This window comes from Brucella sp. GW823-FHT04E01, assembly GCF_058796175.1.
In genome coordinates this window covers 470,532-487,611 of sequence record NZ_JBXAIK010000004.1, presented here as the reverse complement: position 1 = coordinate 487,611, position 17,080 = coordinate 470,532, and the positions used below count along the sequence as shown (strand labels likewise).

Genomic DNA, 17,080 nt, shown 5'->3' with positions numbered 1-17,080 from the left:
ATGTTTGTGCTATCGGAAACATGCTTTTTCTGGAGGCCGTCATGGCCAAGACTGATATTGCGCGCCGCGTCTACAATCACGCATGGAAGCTCGATCCCATCGTCCGCAGCCTTCTGGATACGGACTTCTACAAGCTTCTGATGCTGCAGATGATTTGGGGCCTTTACCCCAAGGTGGATGCAACCTTCTCGCTCATCAATCGCACGACTTCTGTGCGCCTTGCCGACGAAATCGATGAGGGCGAATTGCGTGCGCAGCTCGACCATGCCCGCACGCTGCGTTTCTCCAAGAAGGAAATGATCTGGCTGGCGGGTAACAGTTTCTATGGCCGCAAGCAGATTTTCCAGCCCGAGTTCCTGAACTGGCTGCACGATTTCCAGCTTCCGGAATATGATCTGCGCCGCAAGGACGGCCAGTACGAGCTGCATTTCCATGGACCGTGGTCGCACACGACCATGTGGGAAATTCCCGCACTTGCCATCATCAACGAGCTGCGTTCGCGCGCGGCGATGAAGAACCTCGGACCGTTTTCGCTCGACGTGCTTTATGCGCGCGCCAAGGCGAAGATGTGGAGCAAGGTTGAACGTCTGCGCCAGCTGCCGGGGCTGAAGATTTCCGACTTCGGCACGCGCCGCCGCCATTCCTTCCTGTGGCAGCGCTGGTGCGTCGAAGCGCTGAAGGAAGGCATTGGCGATGCCTTCACCGGCACCAGCAATGTGCTTCTGGCCATGGATACCGATCTTGAAGCACTTGGCACCAATGCGCATGAATTGCCGATGGTGCTGGCAGCTCTTGCCAAGAATGACGAGGAACTGCGCTCAGCCCCCTATCGCGTGCTGCAGGACTGGAACCGTTACTATGGCGGCAATCTTCTGATCGTTCTGCCCGATGCTTTCGGCACGGCTGCCTTCCTGCGTAATGCGCCGGACTGGGTTGCCGACTGGACCGGCTTTCGCCCCGACAGTGCCCCGCCCATCGAAGGCGGCGAGCGCATCATCGAGTGGTGGAAGTCACGCGGCAAGGACCCGCGCGAAAAGCTGCTGATCTTTTCCGACGCGCTCGATGTGGATACGATCGAGGAGACTTACCGTCACTTCGAAGGGCGTGTGCGTATGAGCTTCGGCTGGGGCACCAACCTCACCAATGATTTTGCAGGTTGCGCTCCGAAGGAAATCGAAGGGCTGAATGCCATCTCGCTGGTCTGCAAGGTGACGGATGCCAACGGCCATCCGGCGGTCAAGCTTTCCGACAATCCGCAAAAGGCGACCGGCGATCCCAAGGAAGTGGCTCGTTATCTCAAGTTCTTCGGAAATGAGGAGCGGGTGGAGCAGCTCGTCCGCGTGTGACGAGCTGCAACGAGCGATTAAAGCGCGTTTCGATCTGACTGGATCAGATCGGCGCCCTAATCTTTTGTTTTGACGCGCATCTTATCCGAAAACCGTTTCACACTTTTCGGGATGCGCTCTATTGCATCAACCGTGCGGTGCCGGAAACGCGGATAGAGCCGCCGCGCTCATTGCCGATCTGGGCGCGCAGATGTGACGGACTGCCCATATCCTCGCCCTGAAAGACTTCGATCTCGCCGCCATGCGGCCAGCCGCTATCACGCAGATAGGCGGCAAAGGCCGCCGTGGCCGCGCCAGTCGCCGGGTCTTCATAAACTCCGCCGGAGGCAAACGGGTTGCGGCTGTGGAAGCGCTTCGGCGTCTCGGAATAGATGAGCAGGATCGTCGTCCAGCCTTGCCGCTTCATCAGGATGCGCCCGCGCGTCATGTCGTAATGCATCGAAGCCAGCTTTTCGCGTGAACGAAGCGGAAGCACGATATGGTCCGCCCCGGCATGGATCAGGGCCGGTGCCGGACCGGGTGCCAGATCATCCTGTTCGAAACTGAACAGTGCCAGCGCCTGTTCCACTTCCGCATCATTGGCGGCACGCTGGCGCGTCGGTGGCGATTGCAGGCTGGCCGCAAACAGCTCGCCTTCCTTGCGGCCTTCGACGCTGATATCGCCATTGTTGAGCTTGAGTGCGAAACGTCCATCGCCCATGCGCATGGCCAACGCAGCGCCGAGAGCAATGGTAGCGTGACCGCAGAACGGCACTTCCATTTCCGGCGCAAAATAGCGAACGCGCCAGCTATCGTCCTCCGGCGCAGCAAAGGCGGTTTCGGAAAAGCCCACATCCTTTGCGATTTTCTGCATATCTTGCGGGGAGGGGAGGCGATCGGCGATCAACACTCCAGCGGGATTGCCGCCCTGATTGCCTTGCGAAAAGGCAGCAATGCGCAACACGTCCATGGTTTCTCCTCGCCAGTCTGATTCGTGTCCCGCCCACCCCTATAAAAGGCGTGAAATGTGGCTGGTCAAGCAGTCTGTCGGCTAGCGGAAACTATCAACAGCATAGGTCGTTCCATCTCCTCCGACAGTGCTGGCCATGCCGCGATCTGCTCTGGCGACGGATGCCATTCCTCCAGCCGGTTGATGGCAAATCCGGCCTCAATCAGCGCATTAACGGAGGTGCTGAGGCGGCGGTGATATTTGATGACACCCTCTGCCAGCCAATCGGTCCGCCTCTCACCTTCCACTGCATAATGATAGACCGGCCAGCGCTTCTGGCCGTTGCCTTCCTCGATCCAGCCCGGCGTAAGCGGCGCCATGAAGATCGGATGCTCAATCGTGAAAACAAAGCGACCTTCTGGCCGCAAAGCTGCATGGATCGCTTTCAAAAGACGCGGGAAGTCGCGGATATAGTGAAAGGCCAAAGAACTGTAGACGAGATCGAAGCTTGCTTCTGGAAGTTCCAGCCTTTCCATGTCGGCCTGAATGTAGCGAATGGCGTCATCCTGTGTGTCGCGGCGTGCGCGTTCGAGCATGTTTTCTGAAAGGTCGTAGCCGGTGAGGGAGGCAGCTCCCTGTTCGCGAGCAAAGCGGCAAAACCAGCCGAAACCGCAACCGAGATCGGCAACGTCACGGCCGGTCAGATCGGGCAAAAGTGAACGGACAAGTGGCCATTCAGGCGCGCCTTCCAGCCCATGCACGGAACGTGGCAACTGGCTGTAAGCGGCGAAGAATTCGTCGCGATCATAAATATTCTGGGCCATGGTCTATCGTTCGGTCAGTGCGAGTTTTGCCCCGAGCGCGACGAAGGCGGCAGCAAAGCTGCGGCGCATCCATGCAAGCACAGCGGGGCGCGAGATGATCTGGTTACGGACGGCGGCTGCGAACACACCGTAGAACGCAAACACCACGAATGTCATCGCCATGAAGACGAGAGACAGTTCCACCATACGGGCAACCGTCCCGCCCTGCTGCGTATTTACGAACTGCGGCAGGAAGGCAAAGAAGAATATCGACAGTTTGGGGTTCAGCAGATTGACGAGGATCGCCGACCAGATGACCTCACGGTCCGAACGCGGCGCGTCGTTGGTTTCGATCTTCAGTGTGCCATGCTCCTTGAGCGTCATCCACGCCATATAGAGCAGATAGGCAACGCCTGCATATTTGATGACCTCGAAAGCAAGTGCGCTGGTATGGAGCAGAGCCGCCAGCCCTGTCACGGCAGCCAGCATATGCGGCACGATGCCGAGCGTGCAGCCGAGCGCGGCAATGACTGAGGCCCGTGCGCCACGGGACAGCCCTGCCGCAAGCGTTACCAGCACGCCAGTACCAGGCGATGCAACGATGATGAAGGATGTCAGCAGAAATTCGATGCTCATGATGTTCTGGACTCCTGTTCGGACCTTGTCGGAAAAGGTCGACGCAGGCCGGACGCATCATGTCACGGCTTTGCCTTGCGTCAATCCTTCATCTCATGCGCCCATGGCGGGTTTGCACCTGCACGCGAGACGGTGACGGCAGCAGCCCGGACCCCGAGCGCGACGGCGGAATGAATCTGGTCTTCAGTCAGTCCGGCAAGCGCGTCCTTGTCGAGAAGGCCCTGATTGTGAAGGCTGGCGAGAATGCCCGCATTGACCGTGTCGCCCGCGCCAACGGTGTCAATCACGTCCACTTTCACACCCGGCACGCGCACGGTTGCCTTGGTCGTATAGGCGTCAGCGCCATGCGCGCCCTTGGTGATGACCACCAGTTTCGGTCCGAGCTTCAGCCATTCGGCTGCGATTTCGTCGTGGCTGCCCTTTTCGCCAAACCAGGCGAGATCTTCATCGGAGAGCTTCACGATATCGGCGAGCGCGATCATGCGCTTCATGCGCGCCAGATGTTTTTCGCGGTCGGTGATGAAGCCAGCACGGATATTCGGGTCGAGGAACATGACCCGCCTTGGTGCCTCACGCGTCATCAGCGCTTCATAGACGCTGCCGCACGGTTCGGAAATCAGGCTGATGCAGCCGAACAGCATGGCGTCGATGGCATCATCGACATAGGGCATGTCGCTCTCGGCCAGCATGCGGCCAGCAGTATTTTCATCATAGAAGGCGTAACGCGCCTGCCCATCGACCAGACGCACGAAAGCCAGTGTCGTCGGGCGGTCCGAGATTGCGGCAAAAGAATAATCGACATTGGATCGCGCCAGATTATCGCGCAGCACCTCGCCGAAAAAATCGGAGGAAATGCCTGAAAAGAAACCGGTTGGGACCTCAAGGCGTCCAAGTGCGATGGCCGTGTTGAAGACGGAGCCACCCGCGAAAGGCTGGAATGCGGTCTCTCCCGCTGCGGTTTCGCGTGGCAGCATGTCGATCAGGGATTCACCGCAGCAAAGGATCATGAAGGCACAACTCTGTTGTTAAATCGATTGAAACAGACATAAGCACAAAAGCGCGAAGAATTTCAATCTCCGCGCTTTGTTAAGATGTCAGACGTGCTGGCCGCCATTGATATGAATTTCCGAACCCGTCACATAGGATGAGGCCTCGGAGCAGAGGAAGTAGATGGTTTCCGCCACTTCCGATGTCTTGCCGAGGCGGCGCATCGGAAGCTGTTCCACTAGCTTGTCGGTTCCCGGTGAAAGGATCGCCGTATCGATTTCTCCCGGTGCAATGGCATTGACGCGGATACCGTAAGGGCCGAAGTCGGAGGCCATTTCGCGGGTCAGGGCAGCAAGTGCGGCCTTCGATGTAGCATAGGCGGTTCCGGCAAATGGGTGCACGCGGCTACCCGCGATCGAGGTCACATTGACCACCGAGCCATGTGCAGCCTCGAGTTCCTTGAACAGGCCACGTGCCAGCATGATCGAGGCAAGGAAGTTGACCTGAAATACATCGCGCCAGACCGCCATGGGCGTTTCGATGGAATTCATGCGGCGTCCGCCCTCCGCCTTCGGCGAAATACCTGCATTGTTGACTAGTGCATGAAGCTTGCTGCCATCGGCTTCGAGACGGCGGCGGATTTCAGCGATTGCCTTGCCGACATCTTCCTGATCGGCGAGGTCGACCTTGATGTGATCTTCCGGACCGGCAGGCCAGGGGCAATTGTCGGAAAAATCCTGTCGCGAGCAGGTGATGACGCGCCACCCGGCCCGCGAAAAACGCTTCACCGTCGCATGGCCGATGCCACGGCTGGCACCGGTCAGGACCAGAGTTTTACGTTCGGTATCCGCCTTGGGAGTATCGGAACCGGCAACGTCTGTTTTGGTGACTTGGGACATGGAAACCTCGCTCTCCAATCTTGAATAGACCAAGCCGCTCAAGATTTCGAGGGGAATTAAAGCGCATCACGAAAAGTGTGAAACGGTTTTCGGAAACTGTGCGTGTTAGCGGAAATAGTGAGAGCGTTGATCTGACTTAATCAGATCGAAACGCGCTCGAACAAGCTTGTATTGAAGCTGCTTCACTTGATCGCGAGTAAAGACCGCCAGTGGCGGCCTCTATTGATGTTACTGTGAATTACCCATGATGATATCGAGCAATGTCGTTGATTTTCCTGGCTGCTGCGGCTGCCCGCCGCCCACGTCGCCTGGCGGCATCGGGCGGTAATTGTCATTGGCATTGGCCGGGTAAGTCGCAGCGCCGGGCTGTTCGGCGAGTGGGCGGCCCGTCTCATTCGACTGCTGGATACCGCTGCGGGCAGCGGAATCCGGAGCAGGTGGCCAGTAGCCGTCATCACCATTAGCCGCCATCGGCTGATTGCCATAGGAATCCTGCGGCATCATGCCGGGATCGTAAGGCGCATTCGGATCGATGCCGTCGCTGCCACCGGGAACGACGTTCTGGATATCGTAATGGCCGGGAAGCTCGGCAATCGGCACGCCCTTATGTGCTTCCTTCATGAAGTTTTTCCAAGCGGCGACCGGTAGGGTCGAACCGAACACGCGCTTCATGCCCTTGCCGTCATCATTGCCGAACCATACACCGGTTGTGAGGTTGGCCGTATAGCCGACAAACCACGCATCGCGGAAATTCTGGCTGGTGCCGGTCTTGCCTGCTGCGGGCCAGCCGAAGGCGGCGCGCTTTGCCGTCCCGTCTTCCACCGTGCGCCGCAGCATGGCGTTCATCATGCCGACATTGCGTTCATCGATGACACGCGGGCCAACGCCATCTTCCTTCTGATAAAGAACCTTGCCGTCGGAATCCGTCACCTTGGTGATGAAATAGACCGGCGCGCGATAGCCGCCATTGGCAAAGGGCACATAGGCATCGGTCAGTTCCAACAGGGTCACTTCCGACGTGCCGAGTGCCAGCGAGGCATTGGCTTCGAGTTTGGACTGAACGCCAAGCCGATGGGCCGTGTCGATCACGGTCTGCGGGCCGACTTCCATCACGAGCTGCGCCGCAACGGAGTTCAGTGAATGAGAAAGGGCGGTAGCCAGCGTCACCTGTCCCATATATTTGCCGTTATCGTTGCTCGGCGTCCATTTGCCGATACGAACCGGAGCATCGTTGCGTACCGAGTCCGGTGTCCGCCCCTGTTCGAGCGCTGTCAGATAGACGAAGGGCTTGAAGGATGATGCAGGTTGGCGGTGAGCATCGGTGACACGGTCGAACTGGCTTGTGGCATAATCGACGCCGCCGACCATGGCGCGAACTGCGCCGGTACTGTCAATGGAAACGAGCGCGCCCTGACTGGCGTTCATCTTTGTACCGCTCTGGGAAATCTGGTCCTTGATCGCCTCTTCGCCTGCGCGCTGCAGGTTCAGATCGATGGTGGTCTGGACGGTGATGTCTTCCTTCGCTTCACCGATCAGCTCGGGTAGTTCCGCCACAACCTTGTCAGCAACATAGTTTTCCGAGCCCTGCCAGTAGGATGGCGCACGCGTCATCGGTTCGCTTTCGGCGATGGCCATCTGGCTGTCGTCGATCATGCCTTCCTCGCGCATGGCACCCAGCACCAGCTTGGCACGTGCAGCGGCGGCTTCCGGATCACGGGCAGGTGACAGACGAGACGGTGCCTTCAGAAGACCGGCAAGGGTTGCCGCTTCCATCAGGTTCACATCCTTGGCGGGCTTGCTGAAATAACGCCGGGAGGCCGCATCAACACCGAAAGCACCGGAACCGAGATAGACCCGGTTCAGATACATCTCGAGAATCTGGTCCTTGGTGTATTTGTGCTCAAGCCAGAGCGCGAGCATGACTTCCTGCACTTTACGCTCAAGCGTGCGGTCGGGAGAAAGAAACAGGTTCTTGGCAAGCTGCTGGGTCAGCGTTGATCCGCCCTGAACAGCGCGGCCCGAAACAACGTTGGTTACTACCGCGCGGGCAAGGCCGATGGGGTCAATGCCGAAATGCGAATAGAAGCGGCGATCCTCGATAGCGATGACGGCCTTCGGGATAAAGGGCGACATTTCATGCAAGCCCACGGCCTCGCCGCCGGTAGTCCCGCGATTGGCGATCAGGTTTCCGTTGACGTCAACGATACGCACATTCGGTGGACGATCAGGAATGGCCCAATCCGTCGTCGGCGGCATCTTGGCTGCGAAATAGACCAGCATGCCTGCAAAGGCGATACCGCCCCAGAGGCCAAGTACGAGGCACCAGTAGATCGAGCGGCGCAGAAAGCCGAAAAAGCCACGCGGCTTCTTCTTGCCACGTCGTGAAGCGCGTGGTTCCGGTTCTTCTGATTGCCTGCGTCGGCGCTGCTGTGAGCGTGCCATGCGATCCTCCTCGTCGACGCGAAAAACCTCGTCATCTTTTTTCTCTTCGCCACCGAAGGAAGGTTCGATGCGCCGGTTTTTATCGTCACGCGATGTCATGTCAGCCTGGATCCGCCCACCCGTTTGCCGGTCCAATCGTGATGTGGACCGGTCATTCTGAATAATGTCTGCGTGCTTTACGGGATTTTGTGCCGCAAAAGCAAATAAGGGCCTAATCCGGTGCAGGGTAAATGCGGCAGTTTAAAGGGACGTAAATCGTTCACACACAAAAAAGGCTCCGCGGGGGCGGAGCCTTTTCTCAGTTATAGGCCCGATTATGTGCTTATCCCAGGGCGACGAAATGCTAACGCATCATGCCCTGAAAATGCTCAATCGCCGCACAGGCTTAACCAAAACGCGATGAGTCAAACTCATCGAGTTTGGTATTAGAACTTGTAAGCAACACCGAGGCGGATATCGTTGGTCTTGAACGAACCGCGTGTCGCGGTGTTGCCAAGGTCGAAATCCTTGTTGCCGAAATCGGTATAGCGATATTCGAGGCGCAGAAGGACATTGTCGGTCGCAGCGTAGTCAACGCCGGTACCAACAGTCCAGCCGGTCAGGGTCTTGTCGTTGTTATAGTCGCTGCCGCCGACATTGAGCGAGTTCTTCACGCCGCCGAAAGCAACGCCACCGGCGATGTAGGGCATGAAGCGGTCAACGGCATAACCAGCGCGTGCGCGAACAGCGCCCGACCACTGCAGCTTCGTTTCAGCTGAAGTCTGAACAGCGTTGCTGTTCGAAATATAGTCGTGCGACTTCTTCAGGTCGTTGTAGTCGAAGTTGCCGTCAACGCCGAGAATGACATTGTTGCCCATGTCGAAGTTATAGCCAGCATAGACGCCACCGATGAAGCCGTTCGGCTTGAACTCGTTGGACTGATCCGTGGACTTGTCGTCAAGCTTGGCGCGGCCCCAGCCCCAGCCAATTTCACCACCGATATAAGCGCCGCCCCATGAGAAGGCGGGAGCTGCCATTGGGGCAGGTTCCTGCGAAACGATTGCGTCGGCTGCATAAGCACCGGTGCTGGCGACGACTGCGAGCAGGGAAGCACCAAGTAGAACTCTGAACTTCATCGAAAACTCCTATAAAATATGTTCGATATGGATTTTTAAATAGTATTTCTATGTCATGATGTATGTAGAATTATGGCAACATAAATATAGTTTAGAGATAAATTAATATACAATTTGTTATTATTCAATTTTTGCTTTACTAAAAAGCAAACTCCGAATGTTTTTCGTTCTATGTATTTTAGTTATCAATAAATTTTATCCAAATAAATTCAGGCCTATGCCAACGAAAAAAAAGGCCCCGCGATGCGGAGCCTTTTCAGATATGTTTTCAACCAGAATTAGAACTTGTATGCGACGCCGAGGCGAACTTCGTTGGTCTTGAAGTCCTGATTGACATTCAGGCCGCCAAACTCAATGTCCTTATCGCCATAGTCGGTGTAGCGATATTCGAGGCGAACGATCAGGTTGTCGGTTGCGGCATAGTCAACGCCGGCGCCTGCAGTCCAGCCGGTAAGCGTCTTGCTTTCGGAGAAGCTGCCGATACCGTCAATGCTGCCGCTGTTTTTGATGTTGCCGAATGCAACACCACCGGCGAGGTAGGGCATGAAGCGATCAACCGCATAACCGACACGTGCGCGAACGGCACCGGACCAGCGAAGCTTGGTTTCGAAATCGCCAACTGCGAGGTCGCCGCTGTAGACATCGATGTCCTTGGAAACATCATTGTAGGTCACGTCGCCGTCGATACCGAGAACGATGCTGTTGCCGAGATCGAAGTTGTAACCGGCATAGATGCCGCCGAGGAAGCCATCCGGCTTGACGTTGCCAAAGCTATAGACGTCGCCGCTGAAATCGGACTTGCCCCAGCCGTAGCCGATCTGGCCACCGATGTAAGCACCGCTCCAGGTAAAGGTTGGTGCAACCACAACCGGAACTGGTTCCTGCTCGATGACAGCGTCAGCAGCCTTTGCGCCTGTAGCGGCCACAAGGGCGACAGTCGATGCAAGAAGAAGGGCCTTGAGCTTCATGATAAACCTCCTGAAGGAAAGTCTCAGAACCAATATTTGTCCCTAATATAAGCGATTGCTGTCAAAAGTCTGTAGCAAACGAGACACATCAAGGGGAATGTCGCCAGAGCGGTACACGTTAGCGTGAGCACCCTGTGAGGAGTCTTGACGTCGTCAGGCGCAATATGGCGCAGGCACACGCAAGTTATACCGGATGTAATTCCGCCGTTGTCGCGTTATAGAAAGCGACAGAACTTGCGGGGGAAACGGAAATGCATGACACGAAGGGCATGAATGGGCGGGTCGACTGGGTCGATATTGCCAAGGGTATCTGCATCATCTTCGTGGTCATGATGCATTCGACGCTGGGCGTGGAGAAAGCAGCCGGTGCCCAGGGCTGGATGCACTATGTGGTCGCCTTTGCCAAACCCTTCCGTATGCCGGATTTCTTCATGATATCAGGCTTGTTTCTCAGTCTTGTGATCGACCGGCCATGGCGGCGTTATCTTGACCGCAAGGTCGTGCATTTTCTCTATTTCTATATTCTGTGGCTGACGATCCAGTTTGCGTTCAAGGCGCCGGGCATTGCCAGCGAAGCCGGAGTTTCCGGTGTGGTGAACGCCTATCTGATGGCTTTCATCGAACCGTTCGGAACGCTCTGGTTCATCTATATCCTGCCTGTTTTCTTCATCGCGACGCGGCTTTTGAAGCACGTGCCGGTAGGCGTGACCTTTACGGCGCTGGCATTTCTCGAAATCCTGCCGATCCATACGGGTTGGATTATGGTCGACGAATTCTGCTCCCGTTTCGTCTATTTCTATGCGGGCTATGCTTTTGCTCCCGCCATCTTCCGGGCTGCGGACTGGCTTCGACAGCGCCCGCTCATCGGTGTTGCCGGACTGCTGGTCTGGGGCTTGATCGAATACAAGCTCGTCTTCATGCCAGTGCCGGAAAGCCTTGCCGCGCTGATATCACCCGCAAGCGACCTTCTGGATGGGCGGGGCGCAATCAGCGATCTGCCGGTCGTTTCACTTCTCCTGGGTCTGGTGGGTGCGCTGGCAATCATTTCCATATCTTCGCTCCTCAGCCTGCTGTCGGCCAGAAACTGGCTGCATCGAGGCTTGAGCTGGCTCGGTGCGCATTCGATTGTCGTCTATCTGGCTTTCTTCCTGCCGATGGCCATTGCCCGCACAGCGCTGCTGAAACTCGGCATTGGCGATATCGGTACAGTCTCGCTCCTGACGACAGCCAGCGGCGTCATCGGTCCGGTCATTCTTTATGGCTGTATCCAGTGGAGCGGTTACGGACAGTTTCTGTTCCGCCGTCCCGGCTGGGCCTATATCGATCAGGCGCCGCAAAAGAAAACGGCGGCTACCGCCGCCGTTTGATCTCATCACGAATGGGCGAAAATGTCGTCCTCGGGCCAGCCCATCAGATCGAGTTCCGAGCGCGTTGGCAGGAACTTGAAGCAGGCTTCGGCCTGTTTCGCACGGCCATCGCGTTCCAGCCGCTGTTCGAGCACGGCTTTCAGACGATGCAGATAGAGCACGTCGGAAGCCGCATATTCGAGCTGCGCAGCTGACAGTGTTTCCGCTGCCCAGTCCGATGATTGCTGCTGCTTGGAAATCGAAACGTCGAGAAGCTCGTTGCAAAGCTCTTTCAGGCCATGGCGGTCCGTATAGGTACGGGTCAGCTTCGATGCGATCTTGGTGCAGAACACAGGTTGCGGCATGGTGCCGAAAGCCTGCGCCAGCACGGCCAGATCGAAGCGGCCAAAATGAAAGATCTTGGTGATCGAGCGATCCTTCAGAAGCTTGACCAGATTGGGGGCCTTCTTCTGACCGGCTTCAATCTGAATCACGTCTGCCGTGCCGTCACCAGGCGAAATTTGCACCACGCAAAGCCGGTCACGATGCGGGTTCAGGCCCAGCGTTTCGGTGTCGATGGCGACCGCATCGACCTGATAGTTGTCGAGGTTCGGCAGATCGTTCTTGTGAAAACGGATAGTCATTCAGTTATCCTTACTTCGCGGCGATAGCCGCCATAATACGTGCCCAAGAGCGTTGTCCCTTGTGGAAGGAGTTCAGCTCGTATTTTTCATTGGGCGAATGGATGCGGTCATCTTCGAGGCCAAAGCCCACGAGCAGCGATTCCATGCCGAGGAACTTGTCGAAGTCGCCGACAATCGGGATCGAGCCGCCCATGGCGATCAACACGGCTGGCTTCGGCCATTCGTCGGAAAGCGCATTCTTGGCCTTGGAAACAAGCGGTGAATCATAAGGTAGCTGGATGGCTGGCGAGCCGCCATGCGGATGGAACTCGACCGAACAATCGGCTGGCAGACGTTCCTTGACGAATGTGCGGAAGGCTTCGCGGATTTTGACCGGGTCCTGCTTGTGGACAAGACGGAACGAAACCTTGGCGGAAGCTTCTGCTGCAATGACAGTCTTGAAGCCTTCGCCGGTATAGCCGCCGGTGATGCCGTTGACTTCAGCGGTCGGGCGCGCCCATGTCAGTTCCAGAACGCTGCGGCCTTTTTCGCCGGATGGAATGGACAGACCGATCGGACCGAGGAAGTTTTCAGCCGTGCGGCCAAGGCTTTCCCATGACTTCAGAATCTGCGTCGGTGTTTCTTCGACGCCCTCATAGAAATCGGGAACTGTCACGCGCCCGGTTTCGTCGTGCAGGTCGGCCAGAATTTTTGTCAGGATATGGATCGGGTTTGCCGCAGCACCGCCGAAGAAGCCGGAATGGAGATCGCGATCGGCTGCCTTGATGACGATCTCCTCGCCGACGAGGCCGCGCAAGCCCACGCTGATGGCAGGTGTTTCTGCGTCCCACATGGCCGTGTCGCAGACGAGTGCCACATCGGCCTTCAGCTCTTGCTTGTTGGCGTCGAGGAACGGCTTCAGCGATGGCGAGCCGGATTCCTCTTCACCTTCAAACAGGAGTGTCACCTTGACTGGCAGATTGCCATTGATTGCCTTGTAGGCGCGGCAGGCTTCCACAAAGGTCATCAGCTGGCCCTTGTCGTCGGACGTGCCGCGACCGGTCAGGATCTTGCGGCCATTACCCACGTCCTTGATAGCCGGATCGAAAGGATCGTTTTCCCAAAGATTTAGCGGATCGACCGGCTGCACGTCATAGTGACCATAGAACAGCACGTGCGGCGCATCCGGTGTCGCGCCTTCATGATGGGCAACCACCATCGGGTGGCCGGGCGTGTCGCGCACACTGGCATCGAAACCGATTGTCTTCAAATCTTCGACGAGCCATTCCGCAGCCTTGCGGCAATCGGCCTTGTAGGCCGGGTCGGTCGAAATCGACTTGATCCGCAAAAGATCAAACAGGCGATCGAGGCTCTGATCGAGATTGGCGTCGAGGTGGCTGAGTACTTTGTCGAGCGATTGCGCAGACGATTGCTGGGACATGGAAACTTCCTGACGAGTCGTAACGTAAACTGGCGGCACACTACAACCAGCGTCGTCAGGATGAAACCCGGTTTGGAAGAAAGAAGAGCCTCGATAAAATGAATTGGCCGTTACGGTGAGGGGGTACCGCAACGGCCATGTCACTACACTCAAAGCGGCAGCCCGGAGAGGGGAATGAGGCTACCGCTAGCATCCGGCATCCAACGGGGGACGGGTCAGAAAACCGGCGACCGACGAACTGTCGATGACTGAGATTTGGCCTTTCAACTGTGGCTATTCAAGGGCACGGAAGATTACAAATCTGTAACAAACGTGTTACCGCGACGTGATGGGTTTTCTTTCACGTGGACGGATGTTTCTCCTGACACGGGAGTGGTTTTCTTTAGGCGTCATTTCCTCTAATTCTAGCTTATGAAAAAAGGCGATCATCTCTTTCTCGTTGACGGCTCGGGCTATATTTTCCGCGCCTATCATGCCCTGCCACCGCTGACCCGCAAGACGGATGGTCTGCCGGTCGGCGCCGTCTCGGGCTTCTGCAACATGCTATGGAAGCTCTTGAAAGATGCGCGCAACACCGATGTGGGCGTGGTGCCGACCCATTTTGCGGTCATCTTCGATTATTCGTCGAAGACGTTCCGCAATGAAATCTATCCTGAATACAAGGCCAATCGCACCGCTCCGCCGGAAGATCTCATTCCCCAGTTCGGCCTCATCCGTCAGGCAACGCGCGCATTCAATCTGCCCTGCATCGAGAAGGAAGGTTTCGAGGCTGACGACCTGATCGCGACCTATGCCCGTATTGCCGAGCAGGCTGGCGGCGATGTCACCATCGTTTCGTCTGACAAGGATCTCATGCAGCTCGTGACGCCAAGCGTATCGATGTATGACAGCATGAAGGACAAGCAGATTTCGATCCCGGAAGTGATCGAGAAATGGGGCGTTCCGCCGGAAAAGATGATCGACCTGCAATCGTTGACCGGCGACAGCACCGACAATGTTCCTGGCATTCCCGGCATCGGGCCGAAGACGGCGGCGCAATTGCTGGAAGAATTCGGCGATCTCGATACGCTTCTGGCCCGCGCTTCCGAAATCAAGCAGAACAAGCGTCGCGAGAACATTCTGGCGTTTGCCGACCAGACGAAGATTTCGCGCGAGCTGGTTACACTCAAGACCGACGTGCCGCTGGATGTCGATCTGGACAGTCTGGTGCTGGAGCCGCAGAACGGCCCGAAGCTGATCGGCTTCCTGAAGGCTATGGAATTCACTTCGCTCACTCGCCGGGTGGCCGAAGCGACTGACACCGACGCATCGGCTGTCGAGCCGTGCCATGTGGAGACAGACTGGGGCGCGGACGCCCATGGTCCCGATGTCGATGTTCCCGCCAAGGCTGATAATGCTGCGTCGCAACCGACATCCGCTGTCGCTGCCTCGGATCAGGGCTACACGCCGAAGGCGCTCGCAGAAAAGCGGGCGACAGAAGCAACCGCACAGACAATCGATACGAGCGCTTATACCTGCATTCGCGATATCGCCACGCTGAAACTCTGGCTCGCAGAGGCGGTTGAAACCGGTGTTTTGGCCTTCGATACGGAAACGACGTCGCTTGATCCGATGCAGGCGGAGCTGGTTGGTTTTTCTCTGGCCTTGGCGCCGGGCAGAGCCGCTTATATTCCGCTCCAACACAAGTCTGGCGCCGGTGATCTTCTCGGCGGCGGCATGGTCGAAGGACAAATTCCGCTGGATGAGGCGCTGGCCGCGTTGAAGATTGTGCTTGAGGATGCTTCCGTTCTCAAGATCGCGCAGAACATGAAATATGACTGGCTGGTCATGCGCCGCCATGGGATCAATACAGTCTCGTTCGACGATACGATGCTGATTTCCTATGTGCTTGATGCTGGCACGGGCAGCCATGGCATGGACCCGTTGTCCGAGCGCTGGCTCGGTCATACGCCAATTCCCTATAAGGATGTGGCGGGAAGCGGCAAGAGCGCTGTCAGCTTCGATATGGTCGATCTCGACCGTGCTACGGCTTACGCGGCGGAAGACGCCGATGTGACCTTGCGCCTGTGGCAAGTTCTGAAACCGCGTCTTGCAGCTGAAGGGCTGATGTCGGTCTATGAACGTCTGGAACGTCCGCTGGTCGATGTTTTGGCGCGCATGGAAGAACGCGGCATTGCCGTTGACCGCCAGGTACTGTCGCGTCTTTCTGGCGATCTGGCGCAGGCTGCCGCTGCCTATGAAGACGAGATTTACGAACTGGCAGGCGAAAGATTCAATATCGGTTCGCCCAAGCAGCTTGGCGATATTCTGTTTGGCAAGATGAGCCTGTCGGGCGCGTCGAAGACCAAGACCGGTCAATGGTCCACGTCTGCGCAGGTGCTGGAAGACCTTGCTGCCGAAGGTCATCCGCTGCCGCGCAAGATCGTCGACTGGCGTCAGCTCACCAAGCTCAAATCCACCTATACCGATGCGCTGCCGGGGTTCATCAACCCCGAGACCAAGCGTGTTCATACGTCCTATGCGATGGCGTCCACTTCGACCGGACGTCTTTCGTCATCCGACCCGAACCTGCAAAATATTCCGGTGCGCACCGCAGAAGGCCGCAAGATCAGGACGGCCTTCATTGCCGAACCCGGCAACAAGCTGGTTTCTGCCGATTACAGCCAGATCGAACTGCGCGTGCTGGCCCATGTGGCCGATATCGCGCAACTGAAGCAGGCCTTTGCCGACGGCATGGACATTCACGCCATGACGGCATCCGAAATGTTCGGCGTGCCGGTGGAAGGTATGCCGTCGGAAGTGCGCCGCCGTGCCAAGGCAATCAATTTCGGCATCATCTACGGCATTTCTGCATTCGGCCTTGCCAACCAGTTGTCGATTCCGCGCGAAGAAGCAGGGCAATATATCCGCACCTATTTCGAGCGCTTCCCCGGCATCAAGGATTACATGGAGGCGACCAAAGCTTTCGCGCGCGAGAATGGCTATGTCGAAACGATTTTCGGGCGTCGTGCGCATTATCCCGATATCAGGGCATCCAACCCGCAGGTTCGTGCGTTCAATGAGCGCGCGGCCATCAATGCGCCGATACAGGGTTCCGCCGCCGACATTATCCGCCGCGCCATGATCCGCATGGAAGATGCGCTGGCGGAGCAAAATCTTGCCGCGCGCATGTTGTTGCAAGTGCACGATGAACTGATCTTCGAAGTGCCTGATAGTGAAGTCGAAAAGACCATACCGGTCGTTCGTCACATTATGGAAAATGCGGCGATGCCAGCCGTCTCGCTTGCTGTACCGCTGCATGTCGATGCGCGCGCAGCGCATAACTGGGATGAGGCGCATTAGAGCGCATTCCGAAAAGTGTGAAACGGTTTTCGGGCCAAATGCGCGTCAAAAAGGACCAGAGCGGCGGTACGATTCAATCGGATCGAATTGCGCTCAGAGGTTTGGCCGGTTGACCTGAGCGGCCCAACCCTATAGGGAAGCATCAATTCTGTTGCTTCGGTGGTCGTCAGGGGAGTCGTGGACAAGTGGGTTCACGACCAATGG

13 protein-coding genes are annotated in these 17,080 nt (G+C 57.0%); 3 read left to right on the top strand and 10 right to left on the bottom strand.

The features are described 5' to 3' along the window. Positions 1 to 41 precede the first annotated feature (41 nt). Positions 42 to 1,346 (top strand): nicotinate phosphoribosyltransferase, encoded by a 1,305-nt coding sequence (pncB, locus tag AC1RHM_RS17440; RefSeq protein WP_010657961.1) that lies wholly within the window; start codon positions 42 to 44, stop codon positions 1,344 to 1,346. Positions 1,347 to 1,464: 118 nt separating this feature from the next. On the opposite strand, the gene AC1RHM_RS17435 is transcribed toward pncB, so the two are convergent. The 8 genes from AC1RHM_RS17435 to AC1RHM_RS17400 all read right to left on the bottom strand — a co-directional run bounded on the left by AC1RHM_RS17435 (position 1,465) and on the right by AC1RHM_RS17400 (position 10,124). Then, a complete protein-coding gene (locus tag AC1RHM_RS17435) occupies positions 1,465 to 2,295 on the bottom strand; it encodes a PhzF family phenazine biosynthesis protein (RefSeq protein WP_151576417.1) in 831 nt (276 codons plus the stop codon). 65 nt (positions 2,296 to 2,360) lie between these two features. Next, the gene (locus AC1RHM_RS17430; RefSeq protein WP_010657963.1) at positions 2,361 to 3,098 is read right to left on the bottom strand and encodes a class I SAM-dependent methyltransferase; all 738 of its coding nucleotides are present in this window, start codon (positions 3,096 to 3,098) and stop codon (positions 2,361 to 2,363) included. Between the two features lie 3 nt (positions 3,099 to 3,101). Further along, entirely contained in the window at positions 3,102 to 3,713 is a 612-nt protein-coding gene (locus AC1RHM_RS17425) for a LysE family translocator (RefSeq protein ID WP_010657964.1), read from the bottom strand. A gap of 80 nt (positions 3,714 to 3,793) precedes the next feature. Beyond that, on the bottom strand, positions 3,794 to 4,720 hold the full coding sequence (locus AC1RHM_RS17420; RefSeq protein ID WP_010657965.1) for a carbohydrate kinase family protein: 927 nt from the start codon (positions 4,718 to 4,720) through the stop codon (positions 3,794 to 3,796). An 87-nt stretch (positions 4,721 to 4,807) separates the two neighbouring features. Beyond that, a complete protein-coding gene (locus AC1RHM_RS17415; RefSeq protein ID WP_010657966.1) occupies positions 4,808 to 5,599 on the bottom strand; it encodes an SDR family NAD(P)-dependent oxidoreductase in 792 nt (263 codons plus the stop codon). A 228-nt stretch (positions 5,600 to 5,827) separates the two neighbouring features. Further along, on the bottom strand, positions 5,828 to 8,140 hold the full coding sequence (locus AC1RHM_RS17410) for a transglycosylase domain-containing protein (RefSeq protein ID WP_010657967.1): 2,313 nt from the start codon (positions 8,138 to 8,140) through the stop codon (positions 5,828 to 5,830). A 326-nt stretch (positions 8,141 to 8,466) separates the two neighbouring features. Beyond that, positions 8,467 to 9,156 carry an outer membrane protein gene (locus AC1RHM_RS17405; protein ID WP_010657968.1) on the bottom strand — a complete coding sequence of 230 codons (690 nt, stop codon included), beginning with the start codon at positions 9,154 to 9,156 and terminating at the stop codon, positions 8,467 to 8,469. Between the two features lie 278 nt (positions 9,157 to 9,434). Further along, the gene (locus AC1RHM_RS17400) at positions 9,435 to 10,124 is read right to left on the bottom strand and encodes an outer membrane protein (RefSeq protein ID WP_010657969.1); all 690 of its coding nucleotides are present in this window, start codon (positions 10,122 to 10,124) and stop codon (positions 9,435 to 9,437) included. A 251-nt stretch (positions 10,125 to 10,375) separates the two neighbouring features. Between AC1RHM_RS17400 and AC1RHM_RS17395 the strand changes: the two genes are divergently transcribed. Continuing rightward, positions 10,376 to 11,491: an acyltransferase family protein gene (locus AC1RHM_RS17395; RefSeq protein WP_010657970.1), complete on the top strand. Its 1,116-nt coding sequence runs from the start codon at positions 10,376 to 10,378 to the stop codon at positions 11,489 to 11,491. Positions 11,492 to 11,496: 5 nt separating this feature from the next. On the opposite strand, the gene AC1RHM_RS17390 is transcribed toward AC1RHM_RS17395, so the two are convergent. Both AC1RHM_RS17390 and AC1RHM_RS17385 read right to left on the bottom strand, forming a co-directional pair. After that, the gene (locus AC1RHM_RS17390) at positions 11,497 to 12,114 is read right to left on the bottom strand and encodes a ribonuclease D (protein ID WP_011982348.1); all 618 of its coding nucleotides are present in this window, start codon (positions 12,112 to 12,114) and stop codon (positions 11,497 to 11,499) included. Between the two features lie 10 nt (positions 12,115 to 12,124). Then, on the bottom strand, positions 12,125 to 13,534 hold the full coding sequence (locus tag AC1RHM_RS17385; RefSeq protein ID WP_010657972.1) for a dipeptidase: 1,410 nt from the start codon (positions 13,532 to 13,534) through the stop codon (positions 12,125 to 12,127). 411 nt (positions 13,535 to 13,945) lie between these two features. Between AC1RHM_RS17385 and polA the strand changes: the two genes are divergently transcribed. After that, the gene (gene polA / locus AC1RHM_RS17380) at positions 13,946 to 16,876 is read left to right on the top strand and encodes a DNA polymerase I (RefSeq protein ID WP_010657973.1); all 2,931 of its coding nucleotides are present in this window, start codon (positions 13,946 to 13,948) and stop codon (positions 16,874 to 16,876) included. The last annotated feature ends 204 nt before the right edge of the window (positions 16,877 to 17,080 follow it).